This window comes from Streptomyces lusitanus (genome assembly GCF_042647945.1).
GTDB classification, from domain to species: domain Bacteria; phylum Actinomycetota; class Actinomycetes; order Streptomycetales; family Streptomycetaceae; genus Streptomyces; species Streptomyces pseudogriseolus.
On the sequence record NZ_JBHRWL010000006.1, the window covers coordinates 313,732 to 331,514 of the forward strand.

13 protein-coding genes are annotated in these 17,783 nt (G+C 72.0%); 5 read left to right on the plus strand and 8 right to left on the minus strand.

Going from position 1 to position 17,783, the window contains the following annotated elements:
* Positions 1-7: 7 nt before the first annotated feature.
* Genes ACFOSY_RS10950 through ACFOSY_RS10970 form a run of 5 tightly spaced genes read right to left on the minus strand, consistent with a single transcriptional unit; the run spans position 8 to position 7,624 of the window.
* The gene (locus tag ACFOSY_RS10950) at positions 8-3,202 is read right to left on the minus strand and encodes a glycoside hydrolase family 38 N-terminal domain-containing protein (RefSeq protein WP_394306561.1); all 3,195 of its coding nucleotides are present in this window, start codon (positions 3,200-3,202) and stop codon (positions 8-10) included.
* Positions 3,203-3,253: 51 nt separating this feature from the next.
* Entirely contained in the window at positions 3,254-4,477 is a 1,224-nt protein-coding gene (locus tag ACFOSY_RS10955) for a glycoside hydrolase family 76 protein (RefSeq protein ID WP_394306562.1), read from the minus strand.
* Positions 4,478-4,536: 59 nt separating this feature from the next.
* Positions 4,537-5,358 carry a carbohydrate ABC transporter permease gene (locus tag ACFOSY_RS10960; protein ID WP_203350237.1) on the minus strand — a complete coding sequence of 274 codons (822 nt, stop codon included), beginning with the start codon at positions 5,356-5,358 and terminating at the stop codon, positions 4,537-4,539.
* Positions 5,355-6,314 (minus strand): carbohydrate ABC transporter permease, encoded by a 960-nt coding sequence (locus tag ACFOSY_RS10965; protein WP_394306563.1) that lies wholly within the window; start codon positions 6,312-6,314, stop codon positions 5,355-5,357. Before ACFOSY_RS10965 ends, ACFOSY_RS10960 begins: the two co-directional genes overlap by 4 nt.
* Positions 6,311-7,624 carry an ABC transporter substrate-binding protein gene (locus tag ACFOSY_RS10970; protein WP_394306564.1) on the minus strand — a complete coding sequence of 438 codons (1,314 nt, stop codon included), beginning with the start codon at positions 7,622-7,624 and terminating at the stop codon, positions 6,311-6,313. The genes ACFOSY_RS10965 and ACFOSY_RS10970 overlap by 4 nt, the downstream gene beginning before the upstream one ends.
* A 293-nt stretch (positions 7,625-7,917) precedes the next feature.
* Here ACFOSY_RS10970 and ACFOSY_RS10975 point away from each other — a divergent pair, with 293 nt between their 5' ends.
* The 5 genes from ACFOSY_RS10975 (at position 7,918) to ACFOSY_RS10995 (ending at position 14,535) form a co-directional block, all read left to right on the plus strand.
* Positions 7,918-9,636: a class I mannose-6-phosphate isomerase gene (locus ACFOSY_RS10975; protein WP_394306565.1), complete on the plus strand. Its 1,719-nt coding sequence runs from the start codon at positions 7,918-7,920 to the stop codon at positions 9,634-9,636.
* Complete coding sequence (locus ACFOSY_RS10980) at positions 9,633-10,580, plus strand: ROK family protein (RefSeq protein ID WP_394306566.1); 948 nt, start codon at positions 9,633-9,635, stop codon at positions 10,578-10,580. Before ACFOSY_RS10975 ends, ACFOSY_RS10980 begins: the two co-directional genes overlap by 4 nt.
* 44 nt (positions 10,581-10,624) lie before the next feature.
* A complete protein-coding gene (locus tag ACFOSY_RS10985; protein ID WP_394306567.1) occupies positions 10,625-11,677 on the plus strand; it encodes a LacI family DNA-binding transcriptional regulator in 1,053 nt (350 codons plus the stop codon).
* Positions 11,678-11,793: 116 nt separating this feature from the next.
* The gene (locus tag ACFOSY_RS10990) at positions 11,794-13,140 is read left to right on the plus strand and encodes a glycoside hydrolase family 125 protein (protein WP_394306568.1); all 1,347 of its coding nucleotides are present in this window, start codon (positions 11,794-11,796) and stop codon (positions 13,138-13,140) included.
* Positions 13,141-13,293: 153 nt separating this feature from the next.
* Positions 13,294-14,535 (plus strand): cysteine desulfurase, encoded by a 1,242-nt coding sequence (locus tag ACFOSY_RS10995; RefSeq protein ID WP_394306569.1) that lies wholly within the window; start codon positions 13,294-13,296, stop codon positions 14,533-14,535.
* 22 nt (positions 14,536-14,557) lie between these two features.
* Here ACFOSY_RS10995 and ACFOSY_RS11000 read toward each other — a convergent pair whose 3' ends face one another.
* Genes ACFOSY_RS11000 through ACFOSY_RS11010 form a run of 3 tightly spaced genes read right to left on the minus strand, consistent with a single transcriptional unit; the run spans position 14,558 to position 17,723 of the window.
* A complete protein-coding gene (locus ACFOSY_RS11000; protein ID WP_394306570.1) occupies positions 14,558-15,748 on the minus strand; it encodes a GNAT family N-acetyltransferase in 1,191 nt (396 codons plus the stop codon).
* The gene (locus ACFOSY_RS11005; protein WP_394306571.1) at positions 15,745-16,527 is read right to left on the minus strand and encodes a thioesterase II family protein; all 783 of its coding nucleotides are present in this window, start codon (positions 16,525-16,527) and stop codon (positions 15,745-15,747) included. Before ACFOSY_RS11005 ends, ACFOSY_RS11000 begins: the two co-directional genes overlap by 4 nt.
* The gene (locus tag ACFOSY_RS11010; RefSeq protein WP_394306572.1) at positions 16,524-17,723 is read right to left on the minus strand and encodes an aminotransferase class V-fold PLP-dependent enzyme; all 1,200 of its coding nucleotides are present in this window, start codon (positions 17,721-17,723) and stop codon (positions 16,524-16,526) included. Before ACFOSY_RS11010 ends, ACFOSY_RS11005 begins: the two co-directional genes overlap by 4 nt.
* Between the last annotated feature and the right edge of the window lie 60 nt (positions 17,724-17,783).

The following is a 17,783-nucleotide window of genomic DNA, read 5'->3' on the forward strand; positions in this document are numbered from 1 at the left end:
CCGTTCCTCACCCCGCACCCCCGCCGCCGAAGGAGTCCAGGTGCAGGACGACCGCCGCCGTCCCGAGTGCCGGAATGTCGACCGGCACCGAGCCGTCCCGCTCCATGCCGATGTCACGCGGATTCAGGCCGAGGTAGGTGGTGCGCGCGGCGCCGGTCACCGTGAACGGCGTGCTCAGGCGGCAGGTGACGGGGGTACCGGCCATCGACTGGAGGCGCACCAGGAGCCGGCCGTCGTCGGGGACGGTGAGTCCGACGAGCCGTACCCGGGGGTCGTCCACGGTCAGGAACCGCGTCTGCGCCGGGGTCGCGGCCCCGGCCCCGGACTCGGCGCGGGCGCGTACCGGCACGAGCGGGTGGCCGGTCACGGCGGCGACGCGCGCGGCCAGTTCGTCGGCGCCGGCGGAGGTGTCGTCCCCGGCTGAGCAGGAGCCGAAGCCGACGCTGTAGCGGAAGACGTGGTCGAACGCCTGCTGGGAGGGGAAGTTGGTGTCCCAGATGTTGTTGTGCACCCAGGAGAAGACGGTGGCCGGTTCCTCCTGGGGCAGGGACTGGGGGTAGGGGACGTAGGGGATCGCGATGCCGCCGAGCTGGACGAGCGGGGCGTCGGCCGTCGCCAGGGCGGCGTGGTGGGTACCGTCGCTGAGGCTGATCCAGCGTCGGACGGCGCGCATGTGGGTGGCCGAACCCGGCACGGTCTCCCGGTCGGTGCCGAGGACGCCGCCCGTGGCCTCCGTGTGCACGACGGGGTTGTCGAGGGCGAACGGGAAGGCGAAGTAGGCGCTCTCCTTGGTGAGGGTCGCGGTCTTGTCGATGCGGTTCTCGATGTCGACGCGGGCCGCGTGGTGCGGAAGGTGCACCCGCACCCGGAGCCTGCGGGTGCCCGCCGGGGCGCATGCGTAGACGAGGGTCTGCCCTGTGGCGTCCGTGGTGCGCTCGACGAGGGCCGCGGGCGGTGCGGTGGTGCGGGAGGCGAGGAGGTGCATCGAGTCGTCGGCCACGGTCTTGCTGGACTGGTGGTTGAAGCCGCCGGCCGTGGCGTACTCGTCGTAGACGTATCCGTTGAAGCCGACGACCGCGTCCTGGCGCACCATCTCCCGCCCGGTGGACTTGTCGACGACGGAGGCGATGCACGCCTCGCGCAGGTCGACCGTGACGCGCAGATGAGCGTTCTCCAGGACGGTCGCGTCGGTGGACGGGGCCGGGGGCTCCACGTTGTGTGCCGGGTCCTCGCCGCCGTCCTGTGCCGGGGTTTCGGCGCAAGCGGTGATGTCCAGGCGTACGGCGCCGCAGGCAGGTACGTCCGTCACGGGCACGTGCAGGAAGCGGCCCGCCGCGCGGTGACGTTCGTTGCTCTGCGCCTCCTCGGTGAAGGGGAGGGGGGTGCCGGTGCGGGCGTCGAGGACCTGGACGGGGGTGTCGAGCGCGACGGTGCTCTCCGGGAGGAACAGGCGTGCGGTCTCGCTGCGGGGCCAACTGCACGTGTTCACCGTGTAGAAGGAGGCCAGCACGTCCTCGGCCGGGGTGAACGCCTCGCCGAGCAGGGCGGAGGCGGCGTCCAGGAGGGTCTCGGCGTCGTCGTGGGCGCGCATGGCCTGGGAGTACTTCCAGTGCCACTGCTTCTCACCGGATCCGTGGCCGTGGTCACCGTGGGTCCAGGGGTCGCCCGCACCCCAGGTGTGTTCGTTGAACAGCGACGCGGAGCGGTACACGGCCGGTGCGCTCCGGGTGACGGCCGTGCTGCCGGGCACGCCCATCAGGTGCGCGAACCCGGAGACGGTCTGCGCCTCGGCGAGGGCGGCCTGTCCGCGCCGGGTGGCCGCCTGCGGTACGGCGCCCGCGCCGACGCCGTCGACCCACCAGTCGGTCCAGTCGCCGCGGTAGGTCTCCAGGCGGTCGCCGACCCGCTTCTCGGCGTCCTCGAAGAAGTCCTGGTTGCGTGAGGCGCGCAGCCGGGGGTACGCCCACTGTTCGTTCCAGCGGCGCACCGTGTCGGAGATGATGCGGCGCGGCGGGCCGTTGTCGGCGAACTTGCCGAGGACCCGCAGGTGCAGCACGTCCCACGGGTAGGGGTCGGCCGTGTCGGGCAGGTCGAGGGCGGGGAAGCCGGGGATCCCGCGTCCCTCGTGCGGGTAGGGGAACCGGGCCAGGGCGCTGAGGTAGGCGGGCAGCAGGTCGTCGACGTGGTCGTAGGACTCGTCGAAGCCGAGGATGGACCCTTCCATGTACGCGAGACCGTGCGGGGTGTCCGTGCGCCAGACCAGGACGCTGTTGCCGCTCGGCGCCTGCCAGCGGAACAGGCGCGGCAGGTGTTCGCCGCCGACGAGGTGGGGCACGGCGCGGCCCGCCCAGTTGTGCGCGACGGACAGGTAGCGGATGCCGTTGTCGGTGAGGACGTCGGGCAGGCCCACGACCTGGCCGGGCACGTCGGTCTGCATGGCCGTGGTGATGTCGAGGCCGTGCCGGTCGCGCAGCTCGGTCACCGGGCGCAGCAGTTCGTGCAGTTCGTCGGTGGAGCAGGTCTCGGTGTGCAGGTTGAAGGGCATGGCGGTGAGTTCGACGCGGCCCTCGCGCACCCGGTTCAGGAAGGTCTCCACCTGGCGGCGGGGCCGGTTGGCCGCCCAGTCCTGGAAGGAGTGGAATCCCTCGACGGCCCAGCGGAAGCGGGCGGGGTCCGGCCACTCGTCGGTGTCCCGGCACAGCTCCAGGAGTGCGTCGAGGTAGGCGCGGCTCTCGGCCATCACCCGGCCCTGCGGGTCGGTGTAGCCGATGTCCAGGTGGGAGTGCTGCACCAGGTGGAGCGTCCAGTGGCGCTGCGGACGCGCCTCGAAGGGGAGCCGCGTGCCCTCCTCGATGTCCGGGAGCTCGATCAGCAGGGAGGTGGGTGCGTCCACCTCCGGGACCAGGAGGCGGGTGTCGCCGTCAGGTCCCGGCAGGAGCTCGCAGTGGACGGGGCTGCCGCCCTCGGTGGTGACGTGGGCCCGCGTGATGCGCGGCGGGCGGGGTGCGCCGTCCGGGCCGGTCACCCGCAGCCGGACGGACTGCAGCAGGCCGCCCCTGTCGTCGCGGCGCAGCAGCGGCTCTCCCGACAGCCGTATCCGCAGGCCGCCGAGGCCGGCGGTGGTGGCCACGCGCTCCTTGAGGATGTCGCGCGCGATGTCGGCGTCCCACCAGGACGGCCGGGTCAGCGGGGGCTTGGGCATGGTCCGTGAGGTCCTTCGTGTCGAGGGTGCGGCGGTGCGGGTGGGGCCGGGTCAGTGGGAGCCGCGGCGGTGGTGGGTGGCGTCGGCGAGGGTGGCGAAGATCTGGACCATGGCCGACTGGTTGAGGGTCGCGGCCGGCGCGGCGGGGTCGTAGTCGCCGCCGTTGGAGGGCTGGAAGCGGAACAGGCCGGTGGCGGGGTCCCGGTTCGACGCGTAGGTGCTGTCCGCGTACGCGCTCATGGCCCGCAGGTACGCGGGGTCGGGGCGTACGGCGTCCAGGTCGAGCAGGTCCTTGAAGTAGAAGGCGTTGAACACGGCCGGCTGGTCGTGCAGACGACTGCCCTCGGTCCAGTGGGCGAGGGAGCCCTCGGCGTCCTCGACCGCCTTCCTCAGGTGCGCGGTGTCGCCGGTGCCGCGGTAGAGGGCGGTGGCCGTGCCGATCATGGCGCCCGAGTTGTAGGTCCACAGGGTCTCGTTGACGCTGCCGTCGTCGCCGCGGTCGTTGACGTACAGACCGGGCGCCTTGCGCATGCACGAGTACACCCAGCCGTACCACTGCTCGGCCTTGCCGAGATACGCGCGGTCGCGGGTGTGCTCGTAGAGCCTGGCGGCGAGCTGCGCCGACAGGGCGGTCACGTTGGTGGCCCGGATGGCGTTGTTCGGGGAGTCGTACCAGTCCATGCCGCCGGGACAGGACTTGGCGCCGTCACCGTCCCAGGCGCGGGAGACCACGGGGACGACCCGCTCGGCGCGCTCCAGGAAGCGTCTGTCGCCGGTGGCCTCGTACTGGTCGAGCTGGGAGAGGGCCACCACCGCGTTGTCGTCGTAGTAGATGTCGCCGCCCGCGCCCAGCGGGGCCGGCAGATACGACTCGTACCCCGGGCGCGGGCCGGCGGTGAGGTAGAGCTCGGCCGTGTCGAACCGCTCCGCCGCGTCGTCCCGGTAGGAGGACCCGGTGCGCGGCAGGTGCTGCATGTCGACGGCCGCCTGCGCGGCCTCGCGGAACGGCCAGAGGTAGGAGTGCGCGGGGTCGTTGGCCTGCCGGGGGGTGTGCTCCAGGTACAGACCGTGCTGGGCGGGACCCTCGTAGAGGTGGTGCTGGAGGGCGTCGTAGGCGCGGGTGGCGCGGTCGGCCCATACGGCGGAGGACACCGGGCGGGCCCGTTCCGGACGTGCGGCGTGTGCGGAACTGTCGGCGTGTGCGGGCGTGGCGGTCCAGAGCAGACCCGCGCAGACGACGGAGATCGCGGCACGGGTGAACAGCGGGCGCGGCATGGGTGGTTCCCTTCGCGAAGGTGGGGAGGGAGAGGCGGGGAGGACCGGGATGTGCGGGCTCAGCCGTGGATCTTGAGGCTGCTGACGAAGAAGCGCTGGGCGCAGAAGAAGAGCACCACGGTCGGCAGCGACACCAGGAGGGCGCCGCCGAGGACGACGGGCGGCCCGACGTTGGAGTAGTTGCCCTGGAGGTCGGCGAGCGCGGCCATCACCGGGCGGATGTTGCGGCTGGTGACCATGGTGATGCCGAACATCAGGTCGTTCCAGACGGCCACGAACTGGAACACGAACACGGCGATCATCGCGGACCGGGTGAGCGGCACGTGGATCTGCCAGAACACCCGCCACCACGAGGCGCCGTCCATACGGGCGGCCTCCACGACCTCCCGCGGCAGCGTGAGGGCGTAGTTGCGCATGACGAAGAACGCGAACGGGATCGCGATCGCCGTGTAGAGCAGGACGAGTCCGATCTGGGTGTCGTACAGCGAGGTGCGCGCGTAGGACAGGAACAGCGGCCGGATGAAGACCTGGAGGGGCAGCAGGGTCCCGGCGTAGATCACCCAGAACCACAGGGCCCGCCGCTTGACGGGCATGATCACTGTGGCGAACGCGGCGAAGCCGGCGACGACCGCGGCGGCCAGGGCGCTGACGACGGCGTACAGCAGGCTGTTGCCCAGCGCCGGGCCCAGGTTGGCCTTGTCCCAGGCCTGGGACATGTTGTCGAACAGCCCGAACTCCTGCGGCAGCCAGTGGGGGCTGCCGGAGTAACTCTCCGCGGGGACCAGCGCGTTGACGACGAGCAGCCAGGTGGGGATCAGCCACACCACGGCGAGCAGGGCGATGATGGTGTTGCGCACAGCGCGACCGAGGGACATCGTCATACGCCTTTCACGTCGAGTTGGCGGCGCAGGTACACCCAGGAGGCCGCCAGCACGATCACGGTGAGGACGACCGCGATGGCCGCTCCCGCGCCGGGCCGCAGTTCCAGGAAGGTCTCGTTGTACATGGACACGGCGAGCGTCTCGGTGGCCCGGCCGGGGCCGCCCTGGGTGAGCACCCAGATCAGGTCGAAGGACTTGAGGCCGTTCACCAGGCTCATCCCGATCACGATGATCGACACCGGGCGGAGCTGCGGCAGGACGACGTGGCGGAAGCGCTGCCAGCCGGTCGCGCCGTCCAGGGAGGCGGCCTCGATCGTCTCCGGCGGGATGGACTGCAGCCCGACCAGGAAGAGGATCACGGCGACGCCGGTGGCCTGCCAGGCGTTGGCGAGGATCATCACGACGGTGTTGCCGGGCCAGGTCAGCAGCCAGCCCTGGGCCAGCGAGCCGAGCCCGAACGTGTCCAAAACCTGGTTGACGGCCCCGTCCGTGGTGAGCATGAAGTTCCACACCACCGCCACGGCGGATCCCGACAGCGCGTACGGCAGGACGACGCACAGCCGGGCCAGGCGGGAGAAGCGGCTCGCGTCGGTCATACAGGCGATGGCGAGCCCGAGGACGAAGGGGAGCACGACCGTGCCCACCACCCACATCAGGGTGTTCTGGACGGAGCGCGTAAGGGCCGGGTCGGAGGCGAACAGCGTGTAGTTGTCGAACCAGGCGAACGGCGTGGTCCGTGAGTCGCCGAAGAAGCTGCGGTGGACGGTCCACACGAACGGGGCCAGCAGGAACAGCGTGACGAGGAGGACGGCGGGGGCCATGAACCCGCCGGCCGCCAGCCGTTCACGCGTCGCACGGGCCGTGCGCGTGAGGGACGGGCGCCGCGCCGCGGGCCCGGGAGCCGCCGGCTCGCCGAGCGGGGCCGACGGTCGTCGGTCGGTCGTAGGCATGCTCATGCTTCGTCTCGCTTCCAGGCCGCCCATTCGCTGACCGCGCGCTCCTGCATCCGCCGCAGCGTGGTGGCCGGTGAGGTCTGCCCGGCCATGAACCCGCCGAGATCGCTGGAGTTGCCCTGGATGAGGCTCGGCGGACTGGCCTCCCAGTACCGGACGAGCGGCAGCCGCCTGTTGCGGGCGATGTCCCGCTGGAGCCCGGCCACCACCGGGTTGCCGGCGCGCACCCGCGGATTGGCGGAGCTGTCCTGGAGGAAGTCGCTCCACACCCGCTGCACGGACGGGTCGAGCCAGGCCCCGACGTTCGCCATCGCCGCCTCGTGCGACGAGGCGCGGCTGGGCACCACGAAGACACCGGACTCGGCGATCACGCTCTTGGGGGTGGAGGGCCGCACCGTGGGCAGGATGCAGGCGCCGTAGTCGACGCCCGGTTCCATGCCCGCGGCCGACATGCCGGCGGCCTGCCAGGTGCCGTGCAGGAACATGCCGACCGTGCCCTCCTTCAGGGCGCCGGGACCGCGCGCCTGGTCGAAGTCGGGCGCGGTCATCCAGCCCTTGCGCATGAAGTCCTGCCAGATGTCCATGGCCTGGCGGGCCGGGGCATCGGTGTAGGAGGCCTTTCCCGTCACCAACTCCTGGTAGAAGAGCGGGTCGACCTTGCTGACCAGCTCCTGGAACCACTCGATCGCGGGCCAGCCGCCCACCTGGCTGGCGAGGAACGGCGTGATCTTGTTGCGCTTGAGGACCTCGGCGCAGTGCAGCAGTTCGTCCCAGCTGCGCGGCTCGGACAGCCCGAGCCTCTTGAACACCGGCTTGCTGTAGAACAGCACGTAGTACGACTCGTACAGGGGGATCCCGAACGCCTTGCCGCGGTAGGAGACGGCCCCGCGCGACGCACCGCGCACCCATCCCTTGTCCGCGTACCGCTGCCAGACGCGGCTCAGGTCGGTGAGTCCGCCGGCCCGCGCCAGACGCTTGAGCTGATAGCCCGACGCCCACTTGACGAGGTCGGAGGCCTTCGAGGTCTCCAGCGTCATCTGTACGACCTGCTGGTACGAGGTGACGGACGGATTCGACAGCGGCCTGAGCGAGTAGCCGGTGATCTTCTCCAGCTCCAGGCCGGCCTTGCGGTAGCCGTCGTCCCAGGTCGCGTTGTCGTTGGAAAGACTCGTGGTGCCCGGCTGCGCGGACGTGCTGGCACCGCGGGCGCAGCCGGCCGCCGTCACGGCGGCCGCGCCGGCGGCCACGGTGGCGAGGAAGCGGCGCCGAGCAAGCGGTACGCCCGCACTGCTGGTCCTGCCCGATGCTGACATTGATCACCTTCACGGAATCGGGCCACCTGCATGGCCGGATGTGAACCGCCAGGCGCACATGACGCCGGAGAACCCCTGGTGCCGCCAGTGCGTGTGTCGTGGAGGTTAACGACACCATTCCGGCCAGAGCAATAGTCGAGGGCGAAGAGAATCGTCGATCGATGAAGTGGCACACATATTCGCAGCTCAGCGAGGTGCGAGCTTTTCGCTTTCGTACGGGACGGGCATGGACACCGTCGGCCGGGCAGCGTTATCGTTAACCAGCACACCATGGAGCCGAGTGAGGAGCAGCTGTGCCCGTGTCCCGTACGTACGACCCCCTCCCCAGCTACCGGCCGGCCGCCGGGGAGGTGGCCGCCGGCTGGTCGGTTCCGGTCGCGGGGCTGCCGCTCGGCCCGCTCGTCCTGGCCGTCGACGGACCCGCCGCCCTGGACTGGGCCGCGCTCACCGAAGGCCTGGCGGCGGCCGTGCGCTCGACAGGCCGGGACGTGGACCTGTTCGACGTCCGCGACCACTACGCGACCGCGGCCGACGAGCGGCTGACCGCCGCGCCCGTCCCCGCCGGCGACCCGTTCTTCACCCCGCTGTCCCGGGCGCAGGTCGCGGACCTGTTCGACGCCGCGCCGCGGCCCGGGCGCCCCACGCGGGACGCGGTACGGGTGGTGTACGGGCCGGGTGCCTCACTGTGCGACCCCGACGTGCTGTGGTACGCGGACCTGCCGAAGCGGTACGCCGAGGCGGCGGTGTCGAAGGGCGAGCTGCCGGTCGGCGTCAACCTGGGCCGCCCCGCCCAGCCCGGTGATCTCGTACGCCTGTTCTACACCGACTGGCCGGTCCTCGACCGGCACCGCGACGCGATCGCGGGACGCGTCGACCGGTGGATCGACACGCAGGACCCCGCCCGCCCCGCCTCCCTGGACGGCGCCGCCCTGCGCGCCACCCTCGCGCATCTGGCGCGCGGCCCGGTCCGCACCCGCCCGTACTTCAACTCCACCCCGTGGGGCGGCCAATGGGCGGCGAGCGAACTCGGCTTCACCCCGCAGGGCGGCAACACCGCGCTCGGCTACGAGCTGATCGCCCCCGAGGCGGGAGTCCTCGTCGGAGAGAAGGACGGGGCGCAGGTCGAGATCCCCTTCCAGCTCTTGTGCGTCGAGCACCCCGTGGACATGCTCGGTGACGAGGTGCACCGCAGGTTCGGCACCTCCTTCCCCATCCGCTTCGACTACCTCGACACGATGGGCGGCGGCAACCTGTCCCTGCACCTTCACCCGCGGGAGCGGTACATGCGGGAGGTGTTCGGCTGGCCGTACACCCAGCACGAGACGTACTACGTCACCGCCGCCGAGGAGGGTTCCCAGGTGCTGCTCGGCCTCACCGAGCGGGCGGATCCCGCCACCATGCGGCGCCAGGTGGAGGAGGCCATCGCCGACGGCACCCCGATACCCGTCGAGGACCACGTCCAGTCCCACCCGGCGACGGTGGGACAGCTGTTCATGATCCCGGCCGGCACCCCGCACGCCTCCGGCGCGGGCAACCTGGTCCTCGAGGTGAGCGCCACCCCGTACCTGTACTCCCTGCGGTTCTACGACTGGCTGCGCAAGGACGCCGCCGGCGCGTCCCGGCCCCTTCCGTACGAGCACGGCTTCGCCAACCTGGACACGGCCCGGCGCGGCGAGGACGTCACCAAGGAACTCGTGCAGCAGCCGCGCACGCTCCGGTCCGGCAACGGCTGGCGCGAGGAGGTCATCGGCGCGCTGCCCGAGATGTTCTACGCGGTGCACCGCCTCGTCGTGGCGGAGGGCGCGGCCGTCCCCGACGACACCGCGGGCCGCTTCCACATCCTCAACGTCGCCGCGGGCGAGGGCGCCGTCGTGGAGACCGGCGACGGGCGTACGCACGAACTCGCCTTCGCGGAGACCCTCACGATCCCCGCCGCCGTCGGCCCGTACCGGGTGCGCGCGCTCGGCGGCGACGAGGTGCGGATCGTCAAGGCGCTGGTGGTCGAACCGTGACCGCCGCCCGCGCGGGAGCCGCCCCGGCGCCGGTCCCGGTCCTCGACGTCGGCGGCACCCATGTCACCGCCGCGCTCGTGGACGCCGGCACGAGCCGCCCCGTCCCCTCGACGGTGCTCCGCAGGCCGCTGCGCTCGCACGGCGGGGCCGACGAGATCCTCGACGCCATCGCCTCGGCCGCGTCCGAACTGCCCGCCGGCCACGACCCGCGGTGGGGTGTGGCGATGCCCGGCCCGTTCGACTACCCCACCGGCGTCGGCCGCTTCGCCGGGGTGGGCAAGTTCGAGTCGCTGGCGGGCGTCGACGTGGGAGCGGGCCTGCGCGAGCGGCTGACCGGCAGGGCCGAGCGGCTGTGCTTCCTCAACGACGCCGACGCGTTCGCCATCGGCGAGCACCGCGCCGGCGCCGCCCGGGGCCACGAGCGGGTCGTCTGCCTGACGCTGGGCACGGGGGTGGGGTCGTCGTTCCTGTCCGCGGGACGCCCCGTCCACACCGGCCCGTCGGTGCCGCCCAGCGGACATGTGCACCGTCTGACGGTGCACGGCCGGCCGCTGGAGGACACCGTGTCGCGCCGCGGCATCCGCGCCCTGTACGGCGGGCTCGCGGCGAATGACGAAGACGGTCCCGAGGAACAACACGGCCCCGACGTGCACGAGATAGCCCTGCGTGCCGTGCAGGGCGAGGCCGCGGCGGCGGAGGCCTTCCGCTACGCTTTCGACGCACTCGGCCGGGCTCTGGCTCCCTGGATCGGCCTCTTCGAGGCCACCGCGGTGGTCGTCGGAGGTTCCATGGCCCAGTCATGGAACCTGATCCACCCCGCGCTCACCGCCGGGCTGGCCACGGGCGAGCGGCCGGACGTACCCGTCCTGCCGGCTCTCCGGCCCGCGGAGGCCCCTCTGATCGGGGCCGCCCACTGGGCGCGGAGGGGGCAGGGCGCCCCATGAGGACGACCGCGCCGGTACAGGCAGGCAGAGGAAGGAGCACGGGCATGACCGCTCGCCGGGCCGGTGGGCCGACCATGCACGACGTCGGCAGGCTCGCGCAGGTCAGCGCCATGACCGTGTCCCGTGTCCTCAAGAACGCCCCCGGCGTGTCGGAAGCGACCCGGGAGAAGGTCTTCGCGGCGGTCGAGGAACTGGGCTACCGCCGTAACCAGACCGCGCGCAGCCTCCGCCTCGGGGGCAGCGGGATGATCGGCCTCGTCGTCACCAACCTCGCCAACCCCTTCTACTCGCGCCTCGCGCTCGGCGTCCAGGAAGTCGCCACGGAGTACGGCTTCCGCATGCTCCTCAGCAACTCCGCCGAGCAGGCCGACCGAGAGCCCGGACTGATCGACGGGCTCATAGATCACCAGGTCGAGGGTCTGATCGTCGTCCCGGCGGGCAGCAGGCAGCAGCACCTCGCGGCCGCCATGCGGCATGTCCCGGTCGTCCTCGCCGCACGGCCGCCCGCCGGACTCGACACCGACTGTGTGCTGGTCGAGGACTTCCACGGCGCCCGCGAGGCCACCGCCTGCCTCCTGGCCGACGGTCACTCCCGCATCGCCTTCCTCGGCAACCCGCCGGCGCTCTACACCGGCGCCGAACGGCTGCGCGGCTTCTGGGCGGCGCACGAGGAAGTCGGCATCGAGCCGGACAACGCCCTCATCCGCCAGGGTCTGACCGACTCCTCGACGGCGGAGCGGGCCACCCTCGAACTCCTCGGACAGGCCGACCGCCCCACGGCGCTGTTCTGCACCAACAACCGCATCAGCCAGGGCGCGATCCGGGCCCTGTACAAGTCGGGAGCGTCCCTGCCCGTCGCGGGCTTCGACGACTTCGACCTGTCCGACGTCCTCGGCCTGCCCCTGACCCTCGTCTCCTACGACGCCGACGAGATCGGCCGTCAGGCCGCACGCCTGCTGATCGACCGCCTCGAACACGACGAGGAGGCACCGCCCGCCTCCCGGCGCGTCACGGTCCCGACCCGCGTCGTCCGGTACGGCGCGCCCTCCACGGACACGGACGACGCGGCCCACCCGCCCCGGACTCCTCGCGTCTGACGTCCCGCGTCGGTACCCGACGGCCGAGGCCCGAGAGCGCGCCGACGCGCGCCGGTGCCTCGCCCCCGCCAGGCGAGGAGGCCCACGGCCGACCGAGCCGACCCGAAAGGCTTCCCATGCACTTCCCGACCAGCGTCAAGGACCACCCGACCGTCCGGCGTGCGGTCCGCCGGCTGGACGACCTCGCCGACCTCGCCGACCCGCGTGTGGGCGAGACGCTGGTGCGCTGCCTGGACGACACCCTGGCCCGCACCATCCGGCCGATGCCCGACGGCACCGCCTTCGTCGTGACCGGCGACATCCCCGCCATGTGGCTCCGTGACTCCTCCACACAGATGATGCCGTTCCTGGCGCTCTGTCAGGAGGACGAGCCTCTCCAGGATCTGCTGCTGGCCGTGTTGCGGCGCCAGTTCCAGCAGATCGCACGGAATCCCTACGCCAATGCCTTCAACGCGGAGCCGTCGGGGCGGGCCCATGATCCCCGGGACCTGTGCGAGGACCCCTGGGTGTGGGAGGAGAAGTACGAGGTCGACTCCCTTGCCTTTCCCCTCCTGTTGGCACACCGCTTCTGGCTGGCGAGCGGGCGCACCGACCACGTCGCCCAGGCGCTCGGCGCGGCCCGTACGGCCATCGCGGTCTGGCGCACGGAGCAGGACCACGAACGGCTCTCCGCCTACCGCTTCCGCCGCGAGGACGGTCCGCCGAGCGACACCCTGCCGAACGACGGACGCGGAACTCCGGTCGCTCCGACCGGGATGACCTGGAGCGGCTTCCGGCCCAGCGACGACGCGTGCGTCCACGGGTACAACGTCCCGGCGAACCTGTGTGCCGCGGCCGCGCTCGACGGCGCTGCCGAACTGGCCCGCCATGCCCACGACACGGAACTCGCCGACAGCGCGGCCCTGCTGGCGGCGGAGTTGAGAACGGCCACGGCAAGACACGGCACCGTGGACCACCCCGAGTTCGGCCTGATCTACGCGTACGAGGTGGACGGCAGAGGCAACGCGCTCCTGATGGACGACGCCAACATGCCGGGACTGCTCTCGCTCCCCCTGGTCGCGAACATCCCCGCCACGGACCCGGTGTACCGCGCCACACGGGCCTTCGCCCTCTCCCCCGCCAACCCCACGTGGCACCGGGGGACGGCGGCCGAAGGCATCGGCAGCCCGCACACGCCCGACGAGCACATCTGGCCCATCGCCATCGCCGTCCAGGGCCTGACCAGCGGCGACCCCGCGGAGCGCGTCACGGCCCTGCGGACACTGCTGGCGACCGACGCGGGAACGGGCCAGATGCACGAGTCGTTCCACAAGGACGACCCCCGCCGGTACACCCGCCCCTGGTTCTCCTGGGCGAACGCGATGTACGCCGAACTCGCCCTGGACATTGCCGGCCTGGGCACCCGGCCGCTGTGGACGCGCCCGTCACAGTCCTCACGGACTGTGGAGGGAGGCACGTCGTAGAGCGGCGGCCGCCGCCATGCCCGCCGCGACGTGCGTTCATACCTCCAACCCCTCCCGTGCCGCTCAACGGGTCAGGGCACCCCTCCATGCCCCCTAACAGAGAAATGGAGTAGATTCCGTTAGGTGAGCCAGGAAGAACGAGAGGGCGTACACATGTCAGTGGATCTCGGACTCGACGTGCGGGACATCAGGGGCGACTTCCCCATTCTGGGCAGAGTGATGCGTGGCGGCGCCCCGTTGGTCTACCTGGACTCCGCGGCCACTTCCCAGAAGCCGGTCCACGTGCTGGACGCCGAGCGCGATTTCACCCTCCGGCACAACGCCGCCGTCCACCGGGGCGCCCACCAGCTCGCCGAGGAGGCCACCGAGATCTACGAGGCGGCGCGGGCCACGGTGGCAGGGTTCATCGGGGCCGAGCCCGACGAGGTGGTCTTCGTCAAGAACGCCACGGAGGGCATCAACCTCGTGGCCTACGCGCTGGGTCTCACCGGCACCGTCACGGCCGGCAAGAACATCGTGGTCAGCGAGATGGAACACCATGCCAACCTGGTGCCGTGGCAGGAACTCGCCCGCCGGACCGGGGCGACGCTCGACTGGTTCCCGTTGACCGACGAGGGCCGGCTCGACCTGACGTCGATCGACGACCTGATCACCGAGGACACCGCCGTCGTCGCCCTGACGCACCAGTCCAACGTCCTGGGGACGCTCAACCCCGTCGAGCTGATCGCCGAGCGGGCCAGGCGGGTCGGCGCGCTCGTCCTCCTGGACGCGGCCCAGTCCGTGCCGCACCGCCCCGTCGACGTGGCGGCGCTCGGCGCCGACTTCCTGGTCTTCTCCGGGCACAAGATGCTCGCCCCGGGCGGCATCGGCGTCCTGTGGGGCCGCCGTCGCCTCCTTGCGGACTTGCCGCCTTTCCTGACCGGTGGCTCCATGATCGAGGTCGTCACCATGGAGCGGTCGACGTATCTGCCGCCGCCGCAGCGTTTCGAGGCAGGGGTGCCGATGACGGCACAGGCAGTCGGTCTGGCCGCGGCCGTGGACTACCTCACAGCGCTCGGGATGGAGCAGGTCGAGCGGCACGAGGTCGAACTCACCGAGCAGGCACTCGCGTTGCTGTCCGACATCCCGGGCGTGTCCGTCATCGGGCCCCGGACCACCGAGGACCGCGGCGCCACCGTCGCCTTCACCGTGGACGGGATCCACGCCCATGACGTCGGTCAGGTACTGGACGAAGTCGGCGTGGCCGTCCGCGTCGGCCACCACTGCGCCCGCCCCCTCCACCAGCGCTTCGGCGTCGCGGCGACGACCCGCGCGAGCTTCTACGTCTACAACACCCCCGAAGAGGTGGAGACGCTGGCCCGGGGCGTACGGGAGGCACAGAAATACTTCGGATGACGGCCGGTCCGGGCCGGCCCGCTCACGGCAGTTCGAGTCGGGCTCCGGCGGCGGCGCGCGGGGCGTCGACGCGGGCGGTGCGGGGGTCGTCGCCGAGACGGGCGAGCAGCCGGGCGACGGTGGTGTGGGTCGTCGGGTCGAACGCCTTGACGTAGCCGAACCGCCGTTCCTGGGTGCAGCCACGGGACAGCTTGGTGCTCTCGGAGGCGACGGCGTAGTCGAGGGTCGTCGCGCCGATCCGGCTCGCGTGCTCCACGGGTTCGTAGAAACAGAGGGCGAAGTACAGCGGCAGCTTGCCCTGCCAGTCGTAGTCGTAGCCGGTCAGGCGGATGTACAGGCGTGAGCCGCGGCGGACGACCAGGGAGAAGCCGCGCACCACGCCGTCCTGCGAGCGGGCGGTGATGACCTCGGCGTCCGCGCCGCAGTGCGTGGCGTGCAGCCGCACGGTGCGGGTCATGGCCTCGGGGGTGTAGGCGTGCCCGTACTTGCTGCCGTGCTTCAGCAGCAGCGGGACCAGTTCCCCGGTCAGGGCGGGTGTGAGGGGCTCGATCCGGAAGCCGACACCGGCCGCCTCCAGACGGCGGCGCTCGTAGCGCACCTTGCGGCGGCGGTCGCTCGGCAGCAGGCGCAGATAGCCCTCGAAGCCCGGCTCGGACAGCCGGAGGGTGGAGTAGTGGGCGGTGGGGACCTCGGCGTAACCGCGTTCGCGCAGCACCTCCCGCAGCACGGTGTCGGACGCGGCGACGAAGAGGAAGGCGGAGCTGGCGGCGCCGGCGGCCCGGGCATCGTCCTCGCCGGCGGCGATCAGTTCGGCGATCCGGTGTTGGCGCCGGTTCTCCGGGAGGCCGGGCGCCGTGACCAGCGCGGTATCGGGCACCCTGCGCCCGCCGAACAGCCGGGTGGGCAGCAGCGCGTCGACGGCTCGGGCGGTGTCCTCGTCCGGTTCGACGCCGCGGGCTGCGGCGAGCATGCGCACGGTCCGGTCCACGCGCATGAACGGCCAGGGCTCCGAGGAGGCGTCCAGCGGGTAGCAGGACAGGCCCGCCTCGGCCCGGCCGGGCTCGCCCGCCAGGTAGTAGCGGGGCGGGAGGTTGGTCTGTTCACTCTCCAGCGCCAGCCAGCCCGGGGAGCGGAAGAGGTCGTCGGGCGGGACGACGGCGTCCCAGCCCCTCTCGCGCGCCTCGGCCAGATTCTCGGTCGTCCATACGGTCATGCCCCGGCTCCTCGGTTTGGGCCGGCGCCGGCGGCGGCCGGGGCCTCGTCGGTCAGGAGCGCCGCGGTGACCATGCCCTGGACCGTGCGGCGGGCCTGCGTGAGGTAGAAGTGCCCGCCGTCGAACACCTCGACCGCGCACTCCCCCTCGGTCAGTTCGGCCCAGCCCGCGAGCGAACCGGTGGGCACCAGGGTGTCCGCGGAGCCGCCCAGCACGGTGACGGGACAGCTCAGCGGGGCGCGCCGGACCCACTCGTAGGTCTCGTACGCGGCGAAGTCGGCGCGCAGGGCGGGCAGCATCATCCGCATCAGGGCCCGGTCGTTCCACACCTCGTCCGGTATGCCCTGGTAGGAGCGGCGGACCTCGGCGAGGAACTCGTCGTCGGGCAGGTGGGCGACGGGCGGCTCCTCCACCAGCCGGTGCGCGGGCGGGCAGGCGGAGACGAACAGCCGGCGGGGCTGGACGGTGAGCCGCCGGGCCGTCTCGTAGGCGACGAGTGCGCCCATGCTGTGCCCGAACATGACGAAGGGCAGGTCGAGCAGGTCCGCGCAGGCGCGGGCGACGCGCCGGGCGATGGCCGTGATGTCGTCGAGCGGCAGCTCGGCCAGCCGTGCCTCCCGTCCCGGCAGATGCACCAGGCACAGCTCGACGTCCTCGGGCAGTTCGGAAACCCAGTGCGCGTAGGACGACGGTCCCGCCCCGGCGTGCGGGACGCAGAACACTCTCGCGCGGGCCCCGGGCCGCGGCCGCGGCCGCTTGACCCATGCCGATGCCGTCATACGAAGGCCCTCTCTTTCGTTCCTGAGGTCAGACCGGCGAGCACCGAGCACAGCCGCTCCAGCTCGTCCTCGCTGTTGTAGTAGTGGACGGAGATCCGCAAGAGGCGGCCGAGGCCGCGCTGTTGCATGTCGTGGCACGCGGCGTTGTCCAGGCACACCCAGCTGTTGATGCCGGCGCGCAGCAGCTCGGCGCGCACCTGGAAGGGGTCCAGGCCGGCGAAGGTGACGGCGATGTTGCCGCACCGTTCCACGCCCCGGTCCTGCACCGTGACGCCCGGCACGCCGGCCAGGTCGGCGCGCAACCCGGCGGCCAGCGAGCGGATCCGCTGCCAGGTGCGCTCCACTCCCCAACCGCGGGCGTAGTCGACGGCCACCCCGAGCCCTATCCGGGCGGCGGCGTTGACCTCCCAGGTCTCGAAGCGGCGCGCGCCCGGGGCGAGCCGGTACTTCCCCGCATGCCACTCGACGCCGTCCAGGCCGAGCACCGGCGGAGTGAGGCGGGGGGCGACGTCGCGGGCCACGTAGAGGAAACCGGTGCCGCGCGGGCCGCGCAGATACTTGCGGCCGCAGCCCACCAGGAGGTCACAGCCGAAGTCCCGGACGTCCACCGGCAGCTGGCCCACCGACTGGCAGGCGTCCACGAGGAACAGGGCATCGGTCCGGCGCACCACCTTGCCCACCTCGGCGACCGGGTTCACCAGGCCGTCGTGCATGGGCACATGCGCCAGGGCCACGAGCTTGACCCGCTCGTCCAGGCACTGCTCCAGCGCGGCCGTGTCGACGAGGCCGTCGTCGTCGACCGGCAGGAACTCGAGGGACACGCCGGTGCGTTCGGCGAGGTGGAGCAGCGAGATGTGGTTGCTGCCGTACTCGACGGGCGACAGCAGCACCCGGTCCCCCCGCCGCAGCGGGATGCTGGACAGCGCCATGCCCCAGGCGCGGGTCGCGCTGTCCAGGATCGCGATCTCATCGGGGTGCGCGTTCAGCAGCGCGGCGAGCGCGTCATGGGCACGGGCGACCGCCTCGTGGGCTCGCTCGGCCGCCTCGTACGCGCCCATGGTGCTCTCCAGCGCGAGATGCCCGGTCATCGCGTCGGTCACCGCGCGTGGGGCCAGGCTGGCGCCCGCGTTGTTCAGGTGCACGACATGCGCGACACCCGGTGTGTCGGCGCGTGCCCTGGCAAGGTCGAATTGCATCGGTTGGGTCACCTGTCTTCGGCCGGCGTCTGCGCGAGACGCCTGTGGTGGAGGTCCCGG

Bases quoted from the DNA above. Each gene is read 5' to 3' on its own strand.
- ACFOSY_RS10950 (WP_394306561.1), bottom strand. From the start codon at position 3,202: ATGCCCAAGCCCCCGCTGACCCGGCCGTCCTGGTGGGACGCCGACATC.
- ACFOSY_RS10955 (WP_394306562.1), bottom strand. From the start codon at position 4,477: ATGCCGCGCCCGCTGTTCACCCGTGCCGCGATCTCCGTCGTCTGCGCG.
- ACFOSY_RS10960 (WP_203350237.1), bottom strand. From the start codon at position 5,358: ATGACGATGTCCCTCGGTCGCGCTGTGCGCAACACCATCATCGCCCTG.
- ACFOSY_RS10965 (WP_394306563.1), bottom strand. From the start codon at position 6,314: ATGAGCATGCCTACGACCGACCGACGACCGTCGGCCCCGCTCGGCGAG.
- ACFOSY_RS10970 (WP_394306564.1), bottom strand. From the start codon at position 7,624: ATGTCAGCATCGGGCAGGACCAGCAGTGCGGGCGTACCGCTTGCTCGG.
- ACFOSY_RS10985 (WP_394306567.1), top strand. From the start codon at position 10,625: ATGACCGCTCGCCGGGCCGGTGGGCCGACCATGCACGACGTCGGCAGG.
- ACFOSY_RS10990 (WP_394306568.1), top strand. From the start codon at position 11,794: ATGCACTTCCCGACCAGCGTCAAGGACCACCCGACCGTCCGGCGTGCG.
- ACFOSY_RS10995 (WP_394306569.1), top strand. From the start codon at position 13,294: ATGTCAGTGGATCTCGGACTCGACGTGCGGGACATCAGGGGCGACTTC.
- ACFOSY_RS11000 (WP_394306570.1), bottom strand. From the start codon at position 15,748: ATGACCGTATGGACGACCGAGAATCTGGCCGAGGCGCGCGAGAGGGGC.
- ACFOSY_RS11005 (WP_394306571.1), bottom strand. From the start codon at position 16,527: ATGACGGCATCGGCATGGGTCAAGCGGCCGCGGCCGCGGCCCGGGGCC.
- ACFOSY_RS11010 (WP_394306572.1), bottom strand. From the start codon at position 17,723: ATGCAATTCGACCTTGCCAGGGCACGCGCCGACACACCGGGTGTCGCG.